This is a genomic window from Cyanobium sp. T1G-Tous, assembly GCF_024345455.1.
GTDB lineage: Bacteria > Cyanobacteriota > Cyanobacteriia > PCC-6307 > Cyanobiaceae > Cyanobium_A.
In genome coordinates, this window is record NZ_JAGQBD010000003.1 from 67109 (window position 1) to 82861 (window position 15753).

Genomic DNA, 15753 nt, shown 5'->3' on the forward strand with positions numbered 1-15753 from the left:
TCCCCAATTTCAGCCTTGGCCCGCACCGCAACTCACAACCCCCACCGCGACGCTGTCGGCGGTCCTCCGAAGGCTGGAGCGCTGCTGCCGTTGCCCTGGTCCCAGTGGCCAGCAGAGGCCAGGTTGCTTCTGGGCATGGTGGCGCTCTGGAGCGTGATCGGACTATTAGTGCTCACCTCTGCCAGTTGGTGGGTAGCTGAACGGGAGATGGGTGACGGCGCCTTTTATCTCAAGCGCCAGTTGATTTGGATGGCTGCCAGCTGGGGGCTGCTCTGGCTCGGCCTGCGCACCAGCCTGCGGCGCTGGCTGCACCTGGCACCGCTGGGGTTGTGGGTTGGCATCGTTCTGGTCGCAGCCACCCTGGTGATGGGCAGCACTGTCAACGGCGCCAGTCGCTGGTTGGTGCTTGGACCGGTACAACTGCAGCCATCGGAATTAGTCAAGCCTTTTGTGGTGTTGCAGGGCGCTGCTCTTTTTGCCCACTGGAAGCGCATCGGCAACGACCAGAAACTGCTCTGGCTAGGGGCATTTGGCGCCCTGATCCTGCTGATCCTCAAGCAACCAAACCTCAGCACCGCGGCCCTATCCGGGCTGCTGCTCTGGCTGCTGGCCCTGGCTGGGGGCCTTTCTCTGCCCATGCTGCTCGGGGCAGCCGGAGCGGGGGGGCTGCTTGGCAGCGCCAGCATCATGATCAACGAATACCAGCGTTTGCGGGTGGTGTCCTTCCTGGATCCCTGGCGAGATGCCCAGGGGGACGGCTACCAACTGGTGCAGAGCTTGATGGCGATCGGCTCAGGAGGCTTCCTAGGCGAGGGGTTTGGCCTTTCCACCCAGAAGCTGCAATACCTGCCGATCCAGAGCACCGATTTTATTTTTGCAGTGTTTGCTGAGGAATTTGGCTTCGTGGGCTCGGTGGTGCTACTGCTGTTTTTGCTGCTGTTTGGCTTTGTTGGGCTGAGGGTTGCCCTCAGCTGCCGCAGCAACCAGCAGCGCCTGATCGCCATCGGCTGCACCACCTTGCTGGTGGGCCAATCCATCCTCAATATCGCCGTAGCCAGCGGTGCCATGCCCACCACCGGCCTGCCATTGCCACTGATCAGCTATGGCGGCAACTCCTTGATGGCCAGCCTGCTTGTTTGCGGCCTATTGATCCGGTGCTCGCTGGAGGCAGGCGGTCTTGCCCCTACCCCCAGGCGCCGGCGCACCGCAGCTGCCCGATAGGCTGATTCCATGATTAGTTTTGGGCCCCAACTGGCCGATTGGGCCCGCAGCAGCGAGGCGCTGCTGCAGCACTCCCTGGCCAGCCCCACCCCCACCACCGTTGGGGTTGTCTTTGCTGGCGGCCTGCTCACGAGCCTGGGGCCCTGCTCCCTATCGCTTTTGCCGGTCACCCTTGCCTATCTGGCTGGCTTTGGCGGCACGCCCGGCGTTAAGCCCAGCCAGGCTCCCTGGCAGCGCAGCCTCAGCTTTGCGGCCGGCATCGTGGCCTCCCTAGTGCTGCTGGGCCTGGTTAGCGGCCTACTGGGCCGGATCTATGGCCAAATCCCCGGGCTGATTCCCACGGTGGTGGCTGTGCTTGCCCTGCTGATGGGCCTAAACCTGCTGGGCCTGCTGAAGCTGCCCCTGCCCGCCGGACCCGATCCTGAAATCTGGCGTCGCCGGGTGCCGGCACCCCTGGCTCCCATAGCCGCAGGCCTAGCTTTTGGATTAGCCGCAACCCCATGCACCACCCCTGTGCTGGCTGTGCTGCTGGCCTGGATGGCCCAAAACGGCAAACCCCTGGTAGGCATGTTGCTGCTCACCAGCTTCGGAGCGGGTCAGGTGGTGCCCCTGCTGCTGGCCGGCACGGCGGCCGCCAGCCTGCCGGGCTTGCTGAGCCTGAGGCGGCTGGGCCAATGGGTTCCCCCGATCAGCGGCGTGGTGCTGGTGACAACCGGCGCCCTCACCCTTGTGGCCAACTGGCGATGAAAGCCTTGCTGCGAGTTGTGGGCTGGATCTCCGATCTGCGGGTGGCGATCGTGCTGCTTTTGGTGATTGCCATCACCAGTGGCGTCGGCACGGCCATCCCCCAGCGGGAACCCGCCGAGCTCTACCACCGGCTCTACGACCCCCAGCCCTGGCTTGGACTGCTGAACGCTGATGGGGTGCTGGCCCTGCAGCTCGACCATGTGTATTCCAGCGGCTGGTTCCTGGGGCTGCTGGCCTGGCTGGCCCTAGCCCTGCTGCTCTGCAGCTGGCGCCGCCAGTGGCCCGCCCTGCAGGCCGCCCTGCGCTGGATCGACTACAGCTCACCCCGCCAGCTCAGCAAGCTGAGCGTGGCTGAAACCCTCAGCACCGACACCCCCAAGGAGAGCCTCGATCAGCTGGCCGGACTGCTGCAACTCCAGGGCTGGCAAATTCAGCGCCATGACGATCGCCTAGCCGCTCGCAAGGGGCTGCTGGGCCGGGTCGGGCCCCTGCTGGTGCACGCCGGCATGGTGGTGCTGATGCTCGGAGCGGCCTGGGGAGCACTTGGTGGGCAACGGGCTGAGCAATACCTGGCCCCCGGCCGCAGCCTGGAGCTGATGGACAGCCGGGGCAGCAGCCAACTCACCCTTGCCCTCGACGGCTTTTCAATCCAGCGCGATCCCGCCGGGCGACCTGAGCAATTCACCTCCCAGCTGCGCATCCTCGAGGGCGATGGCAGCGGCGGCAGCCTGCTGAAGCAGGCCGAGATCAGCGTCAACCATCCGCTGCGCTTCCAGGGGGTCACCCTCTATCAAGCCGACTGGGCCCTGGCCACCATCAGCCTGCAACTCGGCAAAAGCCCCCTGCTGGAGCTGCCGCTGCAGAGCTTTCCTCAGCTAGGCGAACAGATTTGGGGCATCGTCCTGCCCACCCGTCCCGATGGCAGCGAGCCGGTGCTACTCAGCCTGGGCAGCGAACAAGGACCAATTGAGATCTACGGCGCCGACGGAATCTCCCTAGCTCGCCTAGCCCCAGGCGGCGCAGCTGTGGAGGTAAAGGGGCTGCCGATACGGGTCGAAAGCGTTCTACCCGCCAGTGGCATCCTGCTGAAGCGTGATCCTGGCGTGCCTTTGGTGTACGCAGGATTTGCGATCGCCCTGGCCGGCGGCGGGCTCAGCTTGCTTGCTACGCGTCAGCTTTGGGCCATTGCCGAGCAGCCAGCCGGCCAGGCGGGTCAGCTGCATGTTGCCGGACTCTGCAACCGCAATCTCACCGGCTTCGCTGCCGAGCTGCCCCAGATGCTCGCCCAGCTGCTCTAACAAGCCAGCCGCGTGCCGTGGCTGACGCGCACCACGGTGTGAACGTTGCCGCGGGGGTGAAAATCAGCCTCCAACTGCATCCACTGGGGATCGGTGGCGGCAACCAGATCATCCAAGATGCGATTGGTCACCTCTTCATGGGAAATGGAGCGGTCGCGGTAGCTGTTCACGTAGAGCTTGATCGCCTTGAGTTCCACCACCCGGGGGCCGGGCTGGTAGATCAAACGCAACACCGCAAAATCGGGGTAACCGGAAAACGGGCACTTACAGGTGAACTCCGGCAGCTCGATCGAAATCTCGTAGGCACGGCCAGGCCTGGGATTGTCAAAACAGATCAGCTCCGCTTCAGCGATGGCGCGCTCGCCATACATGGGCGTCTGGGTGAGGGAGGACGCGCTGGCAGAAACTGGGCTGGAAGACATCGGAGCAAGGAAAGGGAAAGGGCCAGTGCCACTAGGCGATCTTAAGGAAAGTGGCCGCAGCCAACGGCTGCCCGAGCCGGTAGCAATCGCTACGACGACCCCCGCAAAGCTCGGGCCTAATGGCTTTATTCCCTACCATCGGCAGGGATTTCCTGAGAGACTTCCTACCCAGCCCGAGCTGTTCCTATGAAAAAAATTGAGGCCATCATTCGTCCCTTCAAGCTCGAGGACGTCAAGGTCGCCCTGGTCAATGCGGGGATCGTGGGCATGACCGTGAGCGAAGTGCGGGGTTTTGGCCGTCAAAAGGGCCAGGTGGAGCGCTATCGCGGCTCTGAATTCACCGTCGAATTCCTCCAGAAACTCAAACTTGAGATCGTTGTCGATGACGACAAGGTCGACACCGTGGTGAGCGCCGTTCAAGACGCGGCCCGCACCGGCGAAATCGGCGACGGCAAGATCTTCGTGAGCACAATTGATTCGGTGATTCGAATCCGCACCGGTGATCGGGACAGCGGCGCCATCTGAGCGCCAACGCTCCTTTTGCTTTTTATGCCCTGGGAGTCAGCGTGCTGGCGACCAGGGTTTTTATTTGCTCTGGGCTGATTGCCCTAGGGCGGAATTTCGGGTCGCTTTGGGCTGGTTCAACAAGCTGTTCAACAGGCTCGAAAACATCCACTGCAACATCTCCGGCAACATCACCCAGTCCGTCCTGCCCATCGCGATCAGAGCGCCGCAGCCAGAGCAGATACTCATGGTTGCCGGCAGGCCCGGTGATCGGTGAGGCCACCAGGCCGCAGGCCTCAAGCCCCAACGCCCCGGCCGCCGCCATCACCCCCGCAATCGCATCGCAGTGGGCAACCGGATCACGCACCACCCCGCCCTTGCCCACCCGGCCCTTGCCCACCTCAAATTGAGGTTTAACCAGCAACAGCAGATCCAGCGGCGCCTCGGGCAGGAGCAACCCCAGCAGGGCCGGCAGCACCTGGGCGAGGGAAATGAACGACACATCGGCCACAGCCAGGGTTGGCCAGGGGTCCTCGGGCCCGTAGAGCTCGGCCGGGGTGAGGTGACGCAGGTTGGTGCGCTCCTTGAGCACTACCCGCGGATCAGTGCGCAGGCTCCAGGCCGTCTGGCCATAGCCCACATCAATCCCGTAAATCCGGCAGGCCCCGTGCTGAAGCAGACAATCGCTGAAGCCGCCAGTGGAGATGCCGCCGTCAAGGCAAACGCGACCCTGCACGGCTACTGGGAAGGCCTCTAGTGCCCTCACTAGCTTTTCGCCACCCCTTGATACGTAGCGAGGAAGCTGCTGCACCAGCAACTCCGCCTCCGGAAGCACCTCGGTGCCTGGTTTATCGAGCACCTTGTCGCCTTGGCGCACCCGGCCGGCCCTAATCAACAGCTGGGCCTGCTGACGGCTAGCCGCCAGTCCGCGGGCCACGAGCTCCAAATCCAGTCGTTGCTTGCGAGCCATGGCGCTCCACCTTTTGTGATCAAACCACAACGCAACCGGAACAGATTCCAAGCATCTCCGCCTCCGCACCAAAACCCGGCAGAGGATGGCGCCGAGAAGTTGATCCGGCACCGATGGCCACCTCAATCCGGAGCGCGAATGCTGCAGCCAATGTGCTGGAACTGCTCTATCCCGGCAGCTTCGTCAAACTGCGCAATCAACCCTCCGACCTGCCCCCCTTCCAGCTGATCCAGTGCCGCGGGGGGCGATGCTGGGTGCGGCAGCAGGCCTGGGGCAGCCTGGTGCAGTGGGAGGTGGAGCACCAGCGCCTGACGGCAGCTGCCTAAAGAGCGCTGAGTAAGGGGCGGCAGGGGCGCACCCATACATTGGTCTGGCAGTGAGCCAGGCGCGGCCTTGATCGAGCGTTATACCTTGCCCGAGATGGGCAACCTCTGGAGTGAAGAGGCCAAGTTTCAGAGCTGGCTCGACGTGGAGATCGCTGCCACCGAGGCCAACTGTGAGTTGGGGCGAGTGCCTGCTGAGGCGGTCGCAACGATTAAGGCGGAGGCCAGATTTTCGGTAGAGCGCATCCTCGAGATCGAGGCCGAAGTGCGCCACGACGTGATCGCCTTCCTCACCAATGTGAACGAGCACGTGGGCGATGCGGGCCGCTACATCCACGTGGGCATGACCAGCTCAGATGTGCTCGATACAGGCCTGGCCCTGCAGATGAAAGCATCGGTGGCCCTGTTGCGCGCCGAGCTCGACGCACTCGCCGATGCCCTCAGGGCGCTAGCCCGCGAGCACAAGGGCACGGTGATGATCGGCCGCAGCCATGCCATCCATGGCGAACCGATCAGCTTCGGCTTCAAGGTGGCCGGCTGGCTGGCGGAAGTGGAACGCAACCGCGAGCGCCTCGAGCGGCTCGAGCGGGTGGTGAGCGTGGGCCAGATCAGCGGCGCCATGGGCACCTACGCCAACACCGACCCCCAGGTGGAGGCGATCGCCTGCGCCAAGCTCGGCCTGGTGCCAGATACGGCCAGCACCCAGGTGATCGCCCGCGATCGCCACGCCGAATACGTGCAGACCCTGGCCCTGGTGGGCGCGGCGCTGGAGCGCTTCTCCACCGAGATCCGCAACCTGCAGCGCACCGACGTGCTCGAGGTGGAAGAGAACTTCGCCAAGGGGCAGAAGGGCAGCTCGGCCATGCCCCACAAGCGCAACCCGATCCGCAGCGAGCGGATCAGCGGCCTGGCGCGGGTGCTGCGCAGCTATGTGGTGGCGGCCCTTGAAAACTGCGCCCTCTGGCACGAGCGCGACATCAGTCACAGCTCTGTAGAGCGGATGATGCTGCCCGACTGCTCCACCACCCTGCACTTCATGCTGCGGGAGATGACCGAGGTAGTGAAGGGCTTAGGGGTCTACCCAGAAAACATGGCCCGCAACATGAATGTGTACGGAGGCGTGGTGTTCAGCCAGCGGGTGCTGCTGGCCCTGGTGGAAGCCGGCATCAACCGCGAAGACGCTTACCGGATTGTGCAGCGCAACGCCCACAGCGCCTGGAACAAAGATGGCGGCAACTTCCGCGCCAACCTTGAAGCCGATGGGGAGGTGACCAGCAAGCTCAGCGCTGAGCAGCTGGCTGAGTGTTTCAGCACCGATCTGCATCAGGCCAACCTGGGCGTGATCTGGCAGCGACTGGGGATTTGAGCCGGGGGTTTGAGCTGGCAGGCAATTCAGGCCCAGTGCAGCCGCATCGGCACTGACCCCTCCAGGCTCAGCTTGACCGGGCAGCTTTCACCGGCCTGACGCAGAACGGACCGCTGCTGCTCGCTGAGACCCGCCGGCAAGCTGATCCACACCTCCAGTAGGGCAATGCGCCGCGGCGCCTCAGGGGTCATGGTTTTTTCAATCCGGGAGGTTGCACCCTGCAGCGGCCAGCCGTGGCGCTCGGCGACGATCCCCAGGATCGTCAGGATGCAGGTGCTCAGGGCCGTGGCCACCAGATCGGTGGGCGAGAAACGCTCCCCCTTGCCCTGGTTGTCGGTGGGGGCATCGGTCTCGAGCACAGAGGCAGAGGGGCCATGGCTGGAGTGGCAGCGCAGGGCTCCCTCGTAGCGGCTATCAATCGTGGGCATCGCGTGGCGTAAGCACCACCCCACTCAAGCGCCTGGGCGGTGGTAGGGCCCACCCTGAAGAATGGTGTTGGCGCGATAGAGCTGCTCGAGCAACAACAGCCGCGCCAACTCATGGGGGAAGGTCATCGGCGAAAGGCTGAGGCGCCAGGCAGCCTGGGCCTTGAGCGCCGGCTCCAGGCCATCCGCACCGCCGATCACGAAGGCAATCCGATCAGAACCAGATCCACGCAGCTGCTCGGCAAAGGCCAGCGAATCCAAGGTGCATCCCTCTTCGCTGAGCACCACCAGCCGCTCCTCAGGCCGCAGGGCTGCGCCGATCGCCTCCGCCTCCTTGGCCATCGTGGAGTCTTTGAGCTCCGCGATCTCCAGCCCGGGCAACCGCCTGCGATAGAGGGCAATCCCCTCTTGCACCCAACCCTTGCGCACTTTGCCAATGGCCAGGATGCGGATGCGGGCTGGGTTGATCACTGCCTAGGGGCCTTTAACCAAAATGTTGTAGAGGGAAGCCGCATTCAGCAAGGGACCAAGGGGCTCCACAGTTTGGGCAAGACGCTGATTGAAACTCGTCCAGCCATTACGAGCTACAACAATTACATCACCGTTCTGCAGAGCAGGGTTGTTGATTGATCCAAGTGTCGCTCCTGGTTCAAAACGCAACCGAGTAGAAGCAACTGTGCCGTCGCTCTGCATCCTCAACAGGCGAATGAAATTGGCATCGGCTCTCAGCTGATTGAGGTCTCCGGCTGCCATTACCGCCTCAGTAAGCGAGCTATTGGAACGAACTTGCTTGAGACCAGGTGCATTAACCTCTCCCACGACCGTAACGGCAATAGCATCAGCGGAAAGGTTCGACTTACCAGCCCTGATCAAAATCTCATTAGTAGTAACACCTTCAAGCTTGGAAACTTGAACTGTGTCCCCATCCATCAGCAGGGGATTGACCGTCTGGGACTGGCCCAAAAGAGTAGCTAGAAAATCAAAACGAAAGCTGGTCTTGGGCAATTCAGGCCTGCCTCCCTGACGGATCAGCTCAACATCAGAGAGATTGGCATTGGCAGTAATGCCCCCTGCCTTCTGAACCGCTTCGACCAAGGTGGGCCAACCGGCACTGGAAACGGTGGTCTGCGGGGCGCCGACAGCTTGGAGACTCGAACTATTAGCCTGTGGGGTGAGGCTATAGAAGCCGGGCTTCTGAACCTCCCCCACCACGGTGATCCGCACCGGACGGGGAGCAATTAAATCGAGATAGACTAGAGGTCTGCGCAGGTAACGGGAATACAAGCTTGTAATTCGTTTCTGAGCTTCATCCAGGCTGAGGCCCGAGACGGGCACTGAGTTCAACCGTGGCAAGTTGATAGTGCCGTCGCTGAGTATCTCCACTTCTGCGGCGTAGCCTTCAACCTTGAATACGGACATACGCAACCGGTCCCCTGGACCAAGCCGATAGCGGAAGCTCCTGCCCGGATCCGCTGGCCACACAGCAGAGGCGCTCGGCAGAGCTCCTGGTGCCCCTGGCATGGGGTAAGACTGCAGCTGGGGCTGAGCCAGAGCAGCAAGGCAGCTGAATGGGGCACCCAGTGCTGTGGCCACCATCAGCCTGGCCAGGGGCCTGCGGGTAGCAGACGGTTGGGAATGGAAATCTGCAGGCAAGGGTCCTGGAAGGCGATGGGGTTTGGAAATCGGCGTAGCAGCTAAACCAATGCGGTCTCTAGTCGGGGCTAATCTTCACCTACTTTGAGCCCAAGCGTGAAGGGGAAGGAAGGGACCATCTTGAATCAGCCAGCCCCAGTAGCCCTTCCTCTTCAGCAGGTAGAGGCTGAGCTCGCCCCTTACTTTTTGTTCAGCTCCCAGGGCCTCGACCTTTATTTGCTGCCTGGTGAACATTTTGCACCCTATGCAGACCCAGTCGGCATCCTGCGGGAGCTGACCTACCGCCAGCAACTTTCAGGATCGGGGCAGACCCATGACCTAGACAGCAGGGATTGCTTCTACGACCATTTCCTACTGGTGGAGGGCTGTAGCGGCGAGTTGGCAGGCTCTGCCCGGCTCCAATTCGTGCCTCGACATGACTTCGGCCAAAGCGGCCAAGCAGGCGCCGAGACGCCAACTCCAGCAGGCCATCAGTCCTACCTCGAGCACGTTTATCCAGGCATCAAAACGATGCTGGCCCAGCGAGGCAATCACCTGGAAATTGGTCGAGTAGCTCTTGCGCCCCGCTTCCAGCGCCAGCCTCACACCTTGATGTGCCTGTTTAGGGGCGGACTTCAGGTGGCAGTTTCCTCTGGCTACCAATCCATCCATGGACTGGTCTCCTACAACCATTTTGCCTACAGCGACGCAGTCAACCAAAGCTTTCTAGGCAGCCTGATGCGGGCACCATTTCTGGAAACGGAGCTGCCCTGTCCCCAGCCCCGCCATTCGCTTAGCTGGCTTGAACCAATTGAAGCCCAGGGATCCATCGAGACCATTCAGGGCCTTGAACAGCAGATCAGGGAGCAGCTGGAGCCAAGCTTTCGGTTGCCCGTGCTGCTCCGGCAGTACATCAACTTGATGGAAGCCAGGGTTCGAAACCTCTCCCTGGCCCGTGACTTCAATCAAATCACCGAAATCCTGATGGCTGCCGACCTCAGCCGCATCCCCCGCCGTCGTCTACAGCACTTCATCGACTTCGTCCACCAACCTGTCTACCGGCGTTTCAGCTGGTACCGAGGCAGCTGAACCAGCCCTCTGGGCTGGTACGTTTCCATGCAGTCGCTTTGGGGTCCTCGATGCGCGCGAACCCTGAAAACGACCAGGCTGAATCCCTGCCCTTGAGCCCCACGAATCCTTCCCGCCGACCCAGCTCTGAGGCCCATCTGCCTACAAACTCCGGGCAAGCAATTGCTTCAGTCTCGCTGCAAAACCCCGACGATCTTCAGGATCGGCTGACTCAGATCCTGATTCAGATCTCAGGAGCTGACCCTGCCCAGATCACCCCTGAGGCCCGCCTGATCGAGGACATAGGCATTGACTCCTTGGGCTTCTACGAAATTCTGATCGAAGCCGATGAGTCCCTCGGCATCAAAATCCGGGAGGAAGACCTGCTCAAATTCCGAACGGTGGGCGATATTCAGAACCACCTGAGGTCCATGGAGCAACCCGATGCGCAAGCCACCTGAACGGCTGGCGGTTACCGGCTGGGGCTCGATAAACCCATTAGGGCACGACCCCGAAAGCACCTGGCAAGCAATACTCTCGGGCCGCTCCGGAGTTCGCTCACTCGCTGATGAATGGGCAAAAGACCTGCCTATCCGGTTGGCAGGTCGCGTACAGCAAGACATACGCGAGACCCTAGAGCCCCTGCTGCAACGGCGCCTGGATCGCTGTTCCAAACTGGCCCTGCTGGCAGCCCGCCAAGCATGGGCGCAAGCTTCACCCCACCTCTCAGGTGTAGATCCTGCCCGAATTGCAGTTGTGATTGGCACGGGGATAGGTGGCCTGGCCACGCTTGAGCGCCAGCACACCATCTTGCTGAATGCGGGCCCGACACGGGTTAACCCCCTGACTGTGCCAATGCTGATACCCAATGCAGCGGCAAGTCATATTGCGATCGACCTTGGACTTCACGGAGGAGCCCATACGCCAGTTTCAGCTTGCGCGTCTGGCGCCGAAGCCCTGCTGCTGGCCCAGCTACTGATCAATGACAATCGGGCTGACGTGGTGTTGGCAGGTGGCACAGAAGCCCCTGTGAATCGACTGGGATTGGTGGGGTTCGCCGCAATGCGGGCGCTCTCTAGTCGTAATGAGGAACCTGAGCAGGCTTCCAGGCCCTATGGCCAAGACAGGGACGGTTTCGTGCTGTCAGAGGGCGCAGGCGTATTGGTATTGCAAAGGGAGCGGGACCTGGCCAGCGGAGCACCTGCTCCCTTGGGAATAATCCAGGCCTGCGGTTGCAGCAGCGATGGTCACCACATCGTTGCCCCTGAACCAGAAGGCCTGCAAGCAAGCCAAGCAATTGCCGATGCCCTGCAGCGGGCGGATCTGACAGTGGCGGACCTCAGCTTCGTCCAGGCTCACGCCACGGGCACACCAATGGGAGACCTGGCAGAGTCGCGAGCCCTGCGCCGCGGTCTAGGCAATGCCCTAGACCATATGCCTGTAACAGCGCCTAAGGGCCAGTTGGGACATCTACTCGGGGCAGCCGGAGCAGTGGAAACCATCCTTGCCCTACAAGCTTTGCGTCAAGGAATAGTGCCGCGCAGCCTGAACTCAAACCCTCTCGATCCAGCCGTAAATCTTGCAGTGGTTCAACAGGAGTCGCTAGCACTGCCAAGCCGTAACAGCGAGCGCTATGCCCTCAAGAATGCCTTCGGCTTCGGCGGCCACAACATCAGCCTGATCCTGGCGGCCTGATCACCCCTTATCAGTTCTACTGGGAACGTTAGTGGTGCGGGCGTAATAAGCCTGCACCGCTGCCTTAAAGCTGCCGACGTCACAGTTTGATTCAGGCAGCAGCAGATCCCGGGCACGCCCTCGCCGGCAATAAATGGTGCCAATCGGAGCTGTAAGTCTTGACAGCAGCAATCTAAGGGGGCGATAGCGCAAGTCTTCAGGACTCGGCAATCCTTCCTGCACAAAGGTCCATGGCACAACAAGGGCACTATGACGACGGGCTAGCAGTAAGGGGCTCGCCGAAACTCTCTGATGTATTGGCGTAACCAATGAACCATTGGGCGCCAGGATCACCTGTCCCCGTTCCGCCAGCGTGCGGGAGGCAGCATATAAAGCAGCAGTGCGCGATCGCCCATCTTTATGATTCATCAGCGCATGGCCCGCATTAGCAGCCGACTGGGCAAACCAAGGCATGAAGTGGCTCATGTGCAGGTTGGCAGTTGTGATACTTGGCAACCTGATCACCCCTTGCACCACCAGCACATCTATCGGGCTTGTGTGATTCCAGATATGAACCAAGGGCACACCAACTGGCTCGCTGGGCTGGCTGTCATCAAGGACCACCTGTACACCAAGAGCCCTTAGTCCCGCCCCAGCTGTACAAGCAAGCAACCAGGAAGCAGCACGCTTAAAGCCCAAAGCAAGTGCCAGTAACTGCAAGCCATAAATCGCAAAAAACCCTGCAGCCCAGCCCAAACGGCCTAGCAGACGAGGCAGCAGGATCACGCCGGATCTGCGACTGGGCACGGGGGCATCTGGCAGCTGGGGAGAAGGCGCTAACCGGCGAGCATCTGGACCTATGGGGAAAGTAGTCCGAAAGGGGAAATCGCCATCAAAATTGCCATTAACCTGAGTGCTAGTGACGAGGTGGGAGTAAAAGCGATAAAAGAGTGGCCGATCACTAGTCTGGGGCTGCTGCCAGAATTGATCCAGAGGCTTTTGATCAGTAAGGCCAGGTAAATTATAAAAAGTTTGCCCCATAACCTTTGTAGGCACAGCATGAAACAAGGCCTGCAAACCAACCGTACTGTTGACCGTTACAACGCCCCTGCAGGCACGCAGAAAACGACTCAAGGCTCCATCGTGAAAATAATGCACACGTCCGGAGACTCCATAACGAGTGGCTAAAAGCTGAATGAGCCTACCGTAATGATTATATCCACGATCACGTGGATGATGCTTAAAGGCAAGGTGATCAGAGGCATGGGCGTTCGCAGCAAACGAACTGATTACATCCTCAATAAAATCATGCATGCCCCGATAGGGCGAGCCCATCTGGATCTGCGAATCACTAGAGACCTGAAGCACAACCAAGAAGAAGGAGAGATGTTCAAGCAGCCTCCTCTTGATCGAACGCTCACTAAATCTATAAAGCCAGAAACGCCAATTACCGCGCAGCTGGCACCAGACAAACTGAGGCGAAGGCTGCAACTTGTGCTCACCCTCAATAATCGGATAACGAGTGAAAGCATGCTGAAGGAAAGTTGGAGCCTTCCAAATCTTGCGCCACCTCCAACCTGGCTCCAGACAACCACCAGGCAAAACATTCACAGGCGGCAGGGCCCTATAAAATTCAAATGGTTGATTTAGATTAGAGCGGGAGTTCACCCTATCCCGCTCCAAGCTTACATAATTAGGCCTTATATAGCCGAGTTCAAACACCCAAGCCTCTATGCCAATGCGCTGAGCCTCCTCAATTGCGACGCGATGGGGAATTATAAAATCTCCATACATAAAGATGTGGCGAATCCCTCTCTCCACCAGCAGCTGGCGCAAAAAGGGGCGCCACTCCTCCATTGAGCTATTAAATGGCACGCGCACATCTCGCGCAAAACCAAATTCGTGCAGGGGAAACGCCACCTTGACGACTGGGATACCACAGCCGCGGAGGTAGTTGCAGAAGCGTGCAAAGAACAGACCAATCGGGCCGATCAACAGCAACACAGGGCCATTGATCTGTACTTGAACCAAGGTCGCAGGCCTGGAAGAGTTCAAACGAGTATCCCTTGAGCTAGATTTGGAGTTAATTTTGCCATGTTTAGAATAATAAAAGTGTCCATATTTAAGCAGTGGAAGATGCGCGCCATTCCACCAGCTCATCGATGGCCTGCTCCGGGGTGATCTGCCAGCCGCTGCGACGACTGACGTAGCGCGGGTAAGCTATTAATGCCCCATACACAAGGGCATCTAGACTAATCTTTCTCCCTCGACGAGAGCAACTGTTTGCGTCCTTGGTAAGCCCCCAGCCGGCGTAGAAGGGAAGCCCCCAAACATGGACCTCTATGCCTCGCAGCAGAGCTTCGAATCCGGCCAAAGAGGTGAGCACGTGAACCGCATCTACTTGAGCAAATAATTGCTGCACAGAAGCTTCTCTTAGCACCAAATCAGCAACCAACAAGGCTTGACTTTCAGCAACCGAAGATCGACGCAACCCCGCGACTACGTCGGGATGGGGCTTATAAATAATATATGCATCTGGCTCCGCATTGCGCACGGCTTGAATCAGCTCTAAGTTGGTTCTTATTCCTGGCGCCCCAAAACGAATTGAAGCATCACTTTCTACCTGTCCTGGCACCAGCACTACCCGCCGCAAGCCTGATGGCCTATGCCAAGCTGGAGCCGAAAGATTATATTTAGTAATTGCCTCTTGAACTAGACGCTGGCGCAGGGCAGCGGCCCGTTCGAGCTGCTCAATACTGGGATCAGCAGTCGCAAGCCAGCTTTCCAACGCTGAAGGACGGGTGGAGTCGTAATAGACACCCTGGTGATCTACTACCCAAGACAAAGGGCTGGGGGGACGAGCAGCCCTGATCCCAACATTATTAAGTAGCTGAACTATTCGCAAATGAATCTTATTGCCAAATCCAACTGAGCGCAAAAAGCCATCTTCAACCTGAATTACTTGACCAGGATGGGCCAACAAAAGCTGCTCAGAAGCCCGGCCCCAGTGCACAATCCGCCTATGGCGTTGCCGCTCGCGTGAGCGCAAAAAAGACAACTCGCAACCAGGCATAAAGCGCCGCAAGAAGGGTCTTTTCCAGCGTGTAAAGCCAAGCGCCACAGCTCGGGCGGGATCGGCAGCCAATCTCTGACGTTGCAAGCCAATCGAACACACTAATTCTTCAACTTCGCAGGGCTTAAGAGTATGAGGATTGATATAAACTGCATACTCGACCAAAGCTGCATGCACAAGATCGGCCAGCTGTCGCTGGCCTGCGGAAACCCGTCGAGGCGGCGAAGGCAGTTCATCATGGGTTAGTCCCCAGCCAGCGAAGAAAGGAAGTCCGAAGCAGTAGACCTCCTTCCCCCACATCAAGGCTTCAAAACCCAGCTGGGAAGTCACCACATACACAGCCTCGGCTTGCTCAAGCAGAGCCGCGGGATGACCACCACTAGAATCTAAAATTATGCGGGAATCGGCTAGTTGTTCGGCCGTAAAATGTCCCTTCTTTCTGCCAGCGACCACATCGGGGTGGGTTTTGACCACGACTTTGAGACCAGGATGATTTCGAAGCGCCGCGGCCAACATGGCGGCAAACTGATCTTGAGAACCTGAACCCAGTCGTATCGAAATATCGGCAACGGTTTGGTCAACCACAAGTACGTAGGGCTGAACAGGTGCCGGTACATCGGCTGATTGGTTGTACTTGCTGACTCGGTGCTCGCGCCAGAGGCGCTGCAGCTTGATCGCACGCGCCAGCTCGTCAGGGCTGTGATTACGGGCAATCAGCTGCTCAAGACGGCTGGGTTCTGAGACGTCGTAGTAGATCCCTAAATCATCTAGGACCAGACCAAGAGGCGGGCAGTCTGCTCCCAAACCCAGGGAACGAACAAAGGCATCTTCACATCGCCAAATGGGTAGATCACGGGCGACAGCAAGCCGCTCAGCAGCTCGAGCGCTGGGCTTGCGTCCCCAGGCCAGCAGGGCATCCAACTGCTCACGACCGCAGCGACCCGAACCGCGCACCAAGCTGAACGGAGACAGCAGGGCCTTCAAGGTTGCGTGACGGAACATTCCTGCATCCGGCAGGCCCAGTCGAACT

General features: G+C 59.9%; 16 protein-coding genes. 9 read left to right on the plus strand and 7 right to left on the minus strand.

The annotated features are described in order from the left end of the window. Nucleotides 1-81: 81 nt before the first annotated feature. The 3 genes from KBY75_RS03115 to KBY75_RS03125 are packed head-to-tail and all read left to right on the plus strand — an operon-like array spanning nucleotide 82 to nucleotide 3266. Complete coding sequence (locus KBY75_RS03115) at nucleotides 82-1221, plus strand: FtsW/RodA/SpoVE family cell cycle protein (RefSeq protein WP_254937521.1); 1140 nt, start codon at nucleotides 82-84, stop codon at nucleotides 1219-1221. 9 nt (nucleotides 1222-1230) lie between these two features. Further along, nucleotides 1231-1968, plus strand: a complete 738-nt coding sequence (locus tag KBY75_RS03120) for a cytochrome c biogenesis protein CcdA (RefSeq protein WP_254937410.1) — start codon at nucleotides 1231-1233, stop codon at nucleotides 1966-1968. Beyond that, nucleotides 1965-3266, plus strand: a complete 1302-nt coding sequence (locus tag KBY75_RS03125; protein ID WP_255023019.1) for a cytochrome c biogenesis protein ResB — start codon at nucleotides 1965-1967, stop codon at nucleotides 3264-3266. Before KBY75_RS03120 ends, KBY75_RS03125 begins: the two co-directional genes overlap by 4 nt. Here KBY75_RS03125 and queF read toward each other — a convergent pair. Beyond that, on the minus strand, nucleotides 3263-3688 hold the full coding sequence (gene queF, locus KBY75_RS03130) for a preQ(1) synthase (protein WP_254937408.1): 426 nt from the start codon (nucleotides 3686-3688) through the stop codon (nucleotides 3263-3265). The genes KBY75_RS03125 and queF overlap by 4 nt on opposite strands. A 186-nt stretch (nucleotides 3689-3874) precedes the next feature. Here queF and KBY75_RS03135 point away from each other — a divergent pair, with 186 nt between their 5' ends. After that, nucleotides 3875-4213 carry a P-II family nitrogen regulator gene (locus KBY75_RS03135; protein ID WP_254937407.1) on the plus strand — a complete coding sequence of 113 codons (339 nt, stop codon included), beginning with the start codon at nucleotides 3875-3877 and terminating at the stop codon, nucleotides 4211-4213. Nucleotides 4214-4235: 22 nt separating this feature from the next. Here KBY75_RS03135 and KBY75_RS03140 read toward each other — a convergent pair whose 3' ends face one another. After that, nucleotides 4236-5162 (minus strand): TlyA family RNA methyltransferase, encoded by a 927-nt coding sequence (locus KBY75_RS03140; protein WP_255022912.1) that lies wholly within the window; start codon nucleotides 5160-5162, stop codon nucleotides 4236-4238. 113 nt (nucleotides 5163-5275) lie between these two features. Here KBY75_RS03140 and KBY75_RS03145 point away from each other — a divergent pair, with 113 nt between their 5' ends. Together KBY75_RS03145 and purB are read left to right on the plus strand one after the other, a co-directional pair. Then, entirely contained in the window at nucleotides 5276-5488 is a 213-nt protein-coding gene (locus KBY75_RS03145) for a hypothetical protein (RefSeq protein ID WP_254937405.1), read from the plus strand. A gap of 67 nt (nucleotides 5489-5555) precedes the next feature. Beyond that, nucleotides 5556-6851 (plus strand): adenylosuccinate lyase, encoded by a 1296-nt coding sequence (gene purB, locus KBY75_RS03150; RefSeq protein WP_255022913.1) that lies wholly within the window; start codon nucleotides 5556-5558, stop codon nucleotides 6849-6851. 26 nt (nucleotides 6852-6877) lie between these two features. On the opposite strand, the gene KBY75_RS03155 is transcribed toward purB, so the two are convergent. The 3 genes from KBY75_RS03155 to KBY75_RS03165 are packed head-to-tail and all read right to left on the minus strand — an operon-like array spanning nucleotide 6878 to nucleotide 8797. Next, nucleotides 6878-7279, minus strand: a complete 402-nt coding sequence (locus KBY75_RS03155; protein ID WP_255022914.1) for an OsmC family protein — start codon at nucleotides 7277-7279, stop codon at nucleotides 6878-6880. Nucleotides 7280-7303: 24 nt separating this feature from the next. Continuing rightward, a complete protein-coding gene (locus tag KBY75_RS03160; protein ID WP_255023020.1) occupies nucleotides 7304-7744 on the minus strand; it encodes a 23S rRNA (pseudouridine(1915)-N(3))-methyltransferase RlmH in 441 nt (146 codons plus the stop codon). A gap of 6 nt (nucleotides 7745-7750) precedes the next feature. Continuing rightward, nucleotides 7751-8797, minus strand: coding sequence for a polysaccharide biosynthesis/export family protein (locus KBY75_RS03165; RefSeq protein WP_255023021.1), 1047 nt, complete (start codon nucleotides 8795-8797; stop codon nucleotides 7751-7753). A 252-nt stretch (nucleotides 8798-9049) separates the two neighbouring features. Here KBY75_RS03165 and KBY75_RS03170 point away from each other — a divergent pair, with 252 nt between their 5' ends. From KBY75_RS03170 to KBY75_RS03180, 3 genes are read left to right on the plus strand one after another with little or no spacing between them, the layout of a single operon-like run. Then, nucleotides 9050-9997, plus strand: coding sequence for a GNAT family N-acyltransferase (locus KBY75_RS03170; protein WP_255022915.1), 948 nt, complete (start codon nucleotides 9050-9052; stop codon nucleotides 9995-9997). A gap of 50 nt (nucleotides 9998-10047) precedes the next feature. Continuing rightward, nucleotides 10048-10437 carry an acyl carrier protein gene (locus tag KBY75_RS03175; protein ID WP_255022916.1) on the plus strand — a complete coding sequence of 130 codons (390 nt, stop codon included), beginning with the start codon at nucleotides 10048-10050 and terminating at the stop codon, nucleotides 10435-10437. After that, nucleotides 10421-11671 carry a beta-ketoacyl synthase gene (locus KBY75_RS03180; protein WP_255022917.1) on the plus strand — a complete coding sequence of 417 codons (1251 nt, stop codon included), beginning with the start codon at nucleotides 10421-10423 and terminating at the stop codon, nucleotides 11669-11671. Before KBY75_RS03175 ends, KBY75_RS03180 begins: the two co-directional genes overlap by 17 nt. Here the strand turns inward: KBY75_RS03180 and KBY75_RS03185 are convergent, their stop codons facing one another. Together KBY75_RS03185 and KBY75_RS03190 are read right to left on the minus strand one after the other, a co-directional pair. Continuing rightward, nucleotides 11672-13810 (minus strand): 1-acyl-sn-glycerol-3-phosphate acyltransferase, encoded by a 2139-nt coding sequence (locus KBY75_RS03185; protein WP_255022918.1) that lies wholly within the window; start codon nucleotides 13808-13810, stop codon nucleotides 11672-11674. Continuing rightward, the gene (locus tag KBY75_RS03190) at nucleotides 13773-15644 is read right to left on the minus strand and encodes a capsular polysaccharide biosynthesis protein (protein WP_255022919.1); all 1872 of its coding nucleotides are present in this window, start codon (nucleotides 15642-15644) and stop codon (nucleotides 13773-13775) included. Before KBY75_RS03190 ends, KBY75_RS03185 begins: the two co-directional genes overlap by 38 nt. Nucleotides 15645-15753 lie beyond the last annotated feature (109 nt).

Coding starts and splice junctions, on each gene's coding strand:
- KBY75_RS03125 (WP_255023019.1), top strand. CDS start 1,965: ATGAAAGCCTTGCTGCGAGTTGTGGGCTGGATCTCCGATCTGCGGGTG.
- KBY75_RS03140 (WP_255022912.1), bottom strand. CDS start 5,162: ATGGCTCGCAAGCAACGACTGGATTTGGAGCTCGTGGCCCGCGGACTG.
- KBY75_RS03185 (WP_255022918.1), bottom strand. CDS start 13,810: ATGAGCTGGTGGAATGGCGCGCATCTTCCACTGCTTAAATATGGACAC.
- KBY75_RS03165 (WP_255023021.1), bottom strand. CDS start 8,797: ATGCCAGGGGCACCAGGAGCTCTGCCGAGCGCCTCTGCTGTGTGGCCA.
- queF (WP_254937408.1), bottom strand. CDS start 3,688: ATGTCTTCCAGCCCAGTTTCTGCCAGCGCGTCCTCCCTCACCCAGACG.
- KBY75_RS03175 (WP_255022916.1), top strand. CDS start 10,048: ATGCGCGCGAACCCTGAAAACGACCAGGCTGAATCCCTGCCCTTGAGC.
- KBY75_RS03155 (WP_255022914.1), bottom strand. CDS start 7,279: ATGCCCACGATTGATAGCCGCTACGAGGGAGCCCTGCGCTGCCACTCC.
- KBY75_RS03120 (WP_254937410.1), top strand. CDS start 1,231: ATGATTAGTTTTGGGCCCCAACTGGCCGATTGGGCCCGCAGCAGCGAG.
- KBY75_RS03135 (WP_254937407.1), top strand. CDS start 3,875: ATGAAAAAAATTGAGGCCATCATTCGTCCCTTCAAGCTCGAGGACGTC.
- KBY75_RS03180 (WP_255022917.1), top strand. CDS start 10,421: ATGCGCAAGCCACCTGAACGGCTGGCGGTTACCGGCTGGGGCTCGATA.
- KBY75_RS03145 (WP_254937405.1), top strand. CDS start 5,276: ATGGCCACCTCAATCCGGAGCGCGAATGCTGCAGCCAATGTGCTGGAA.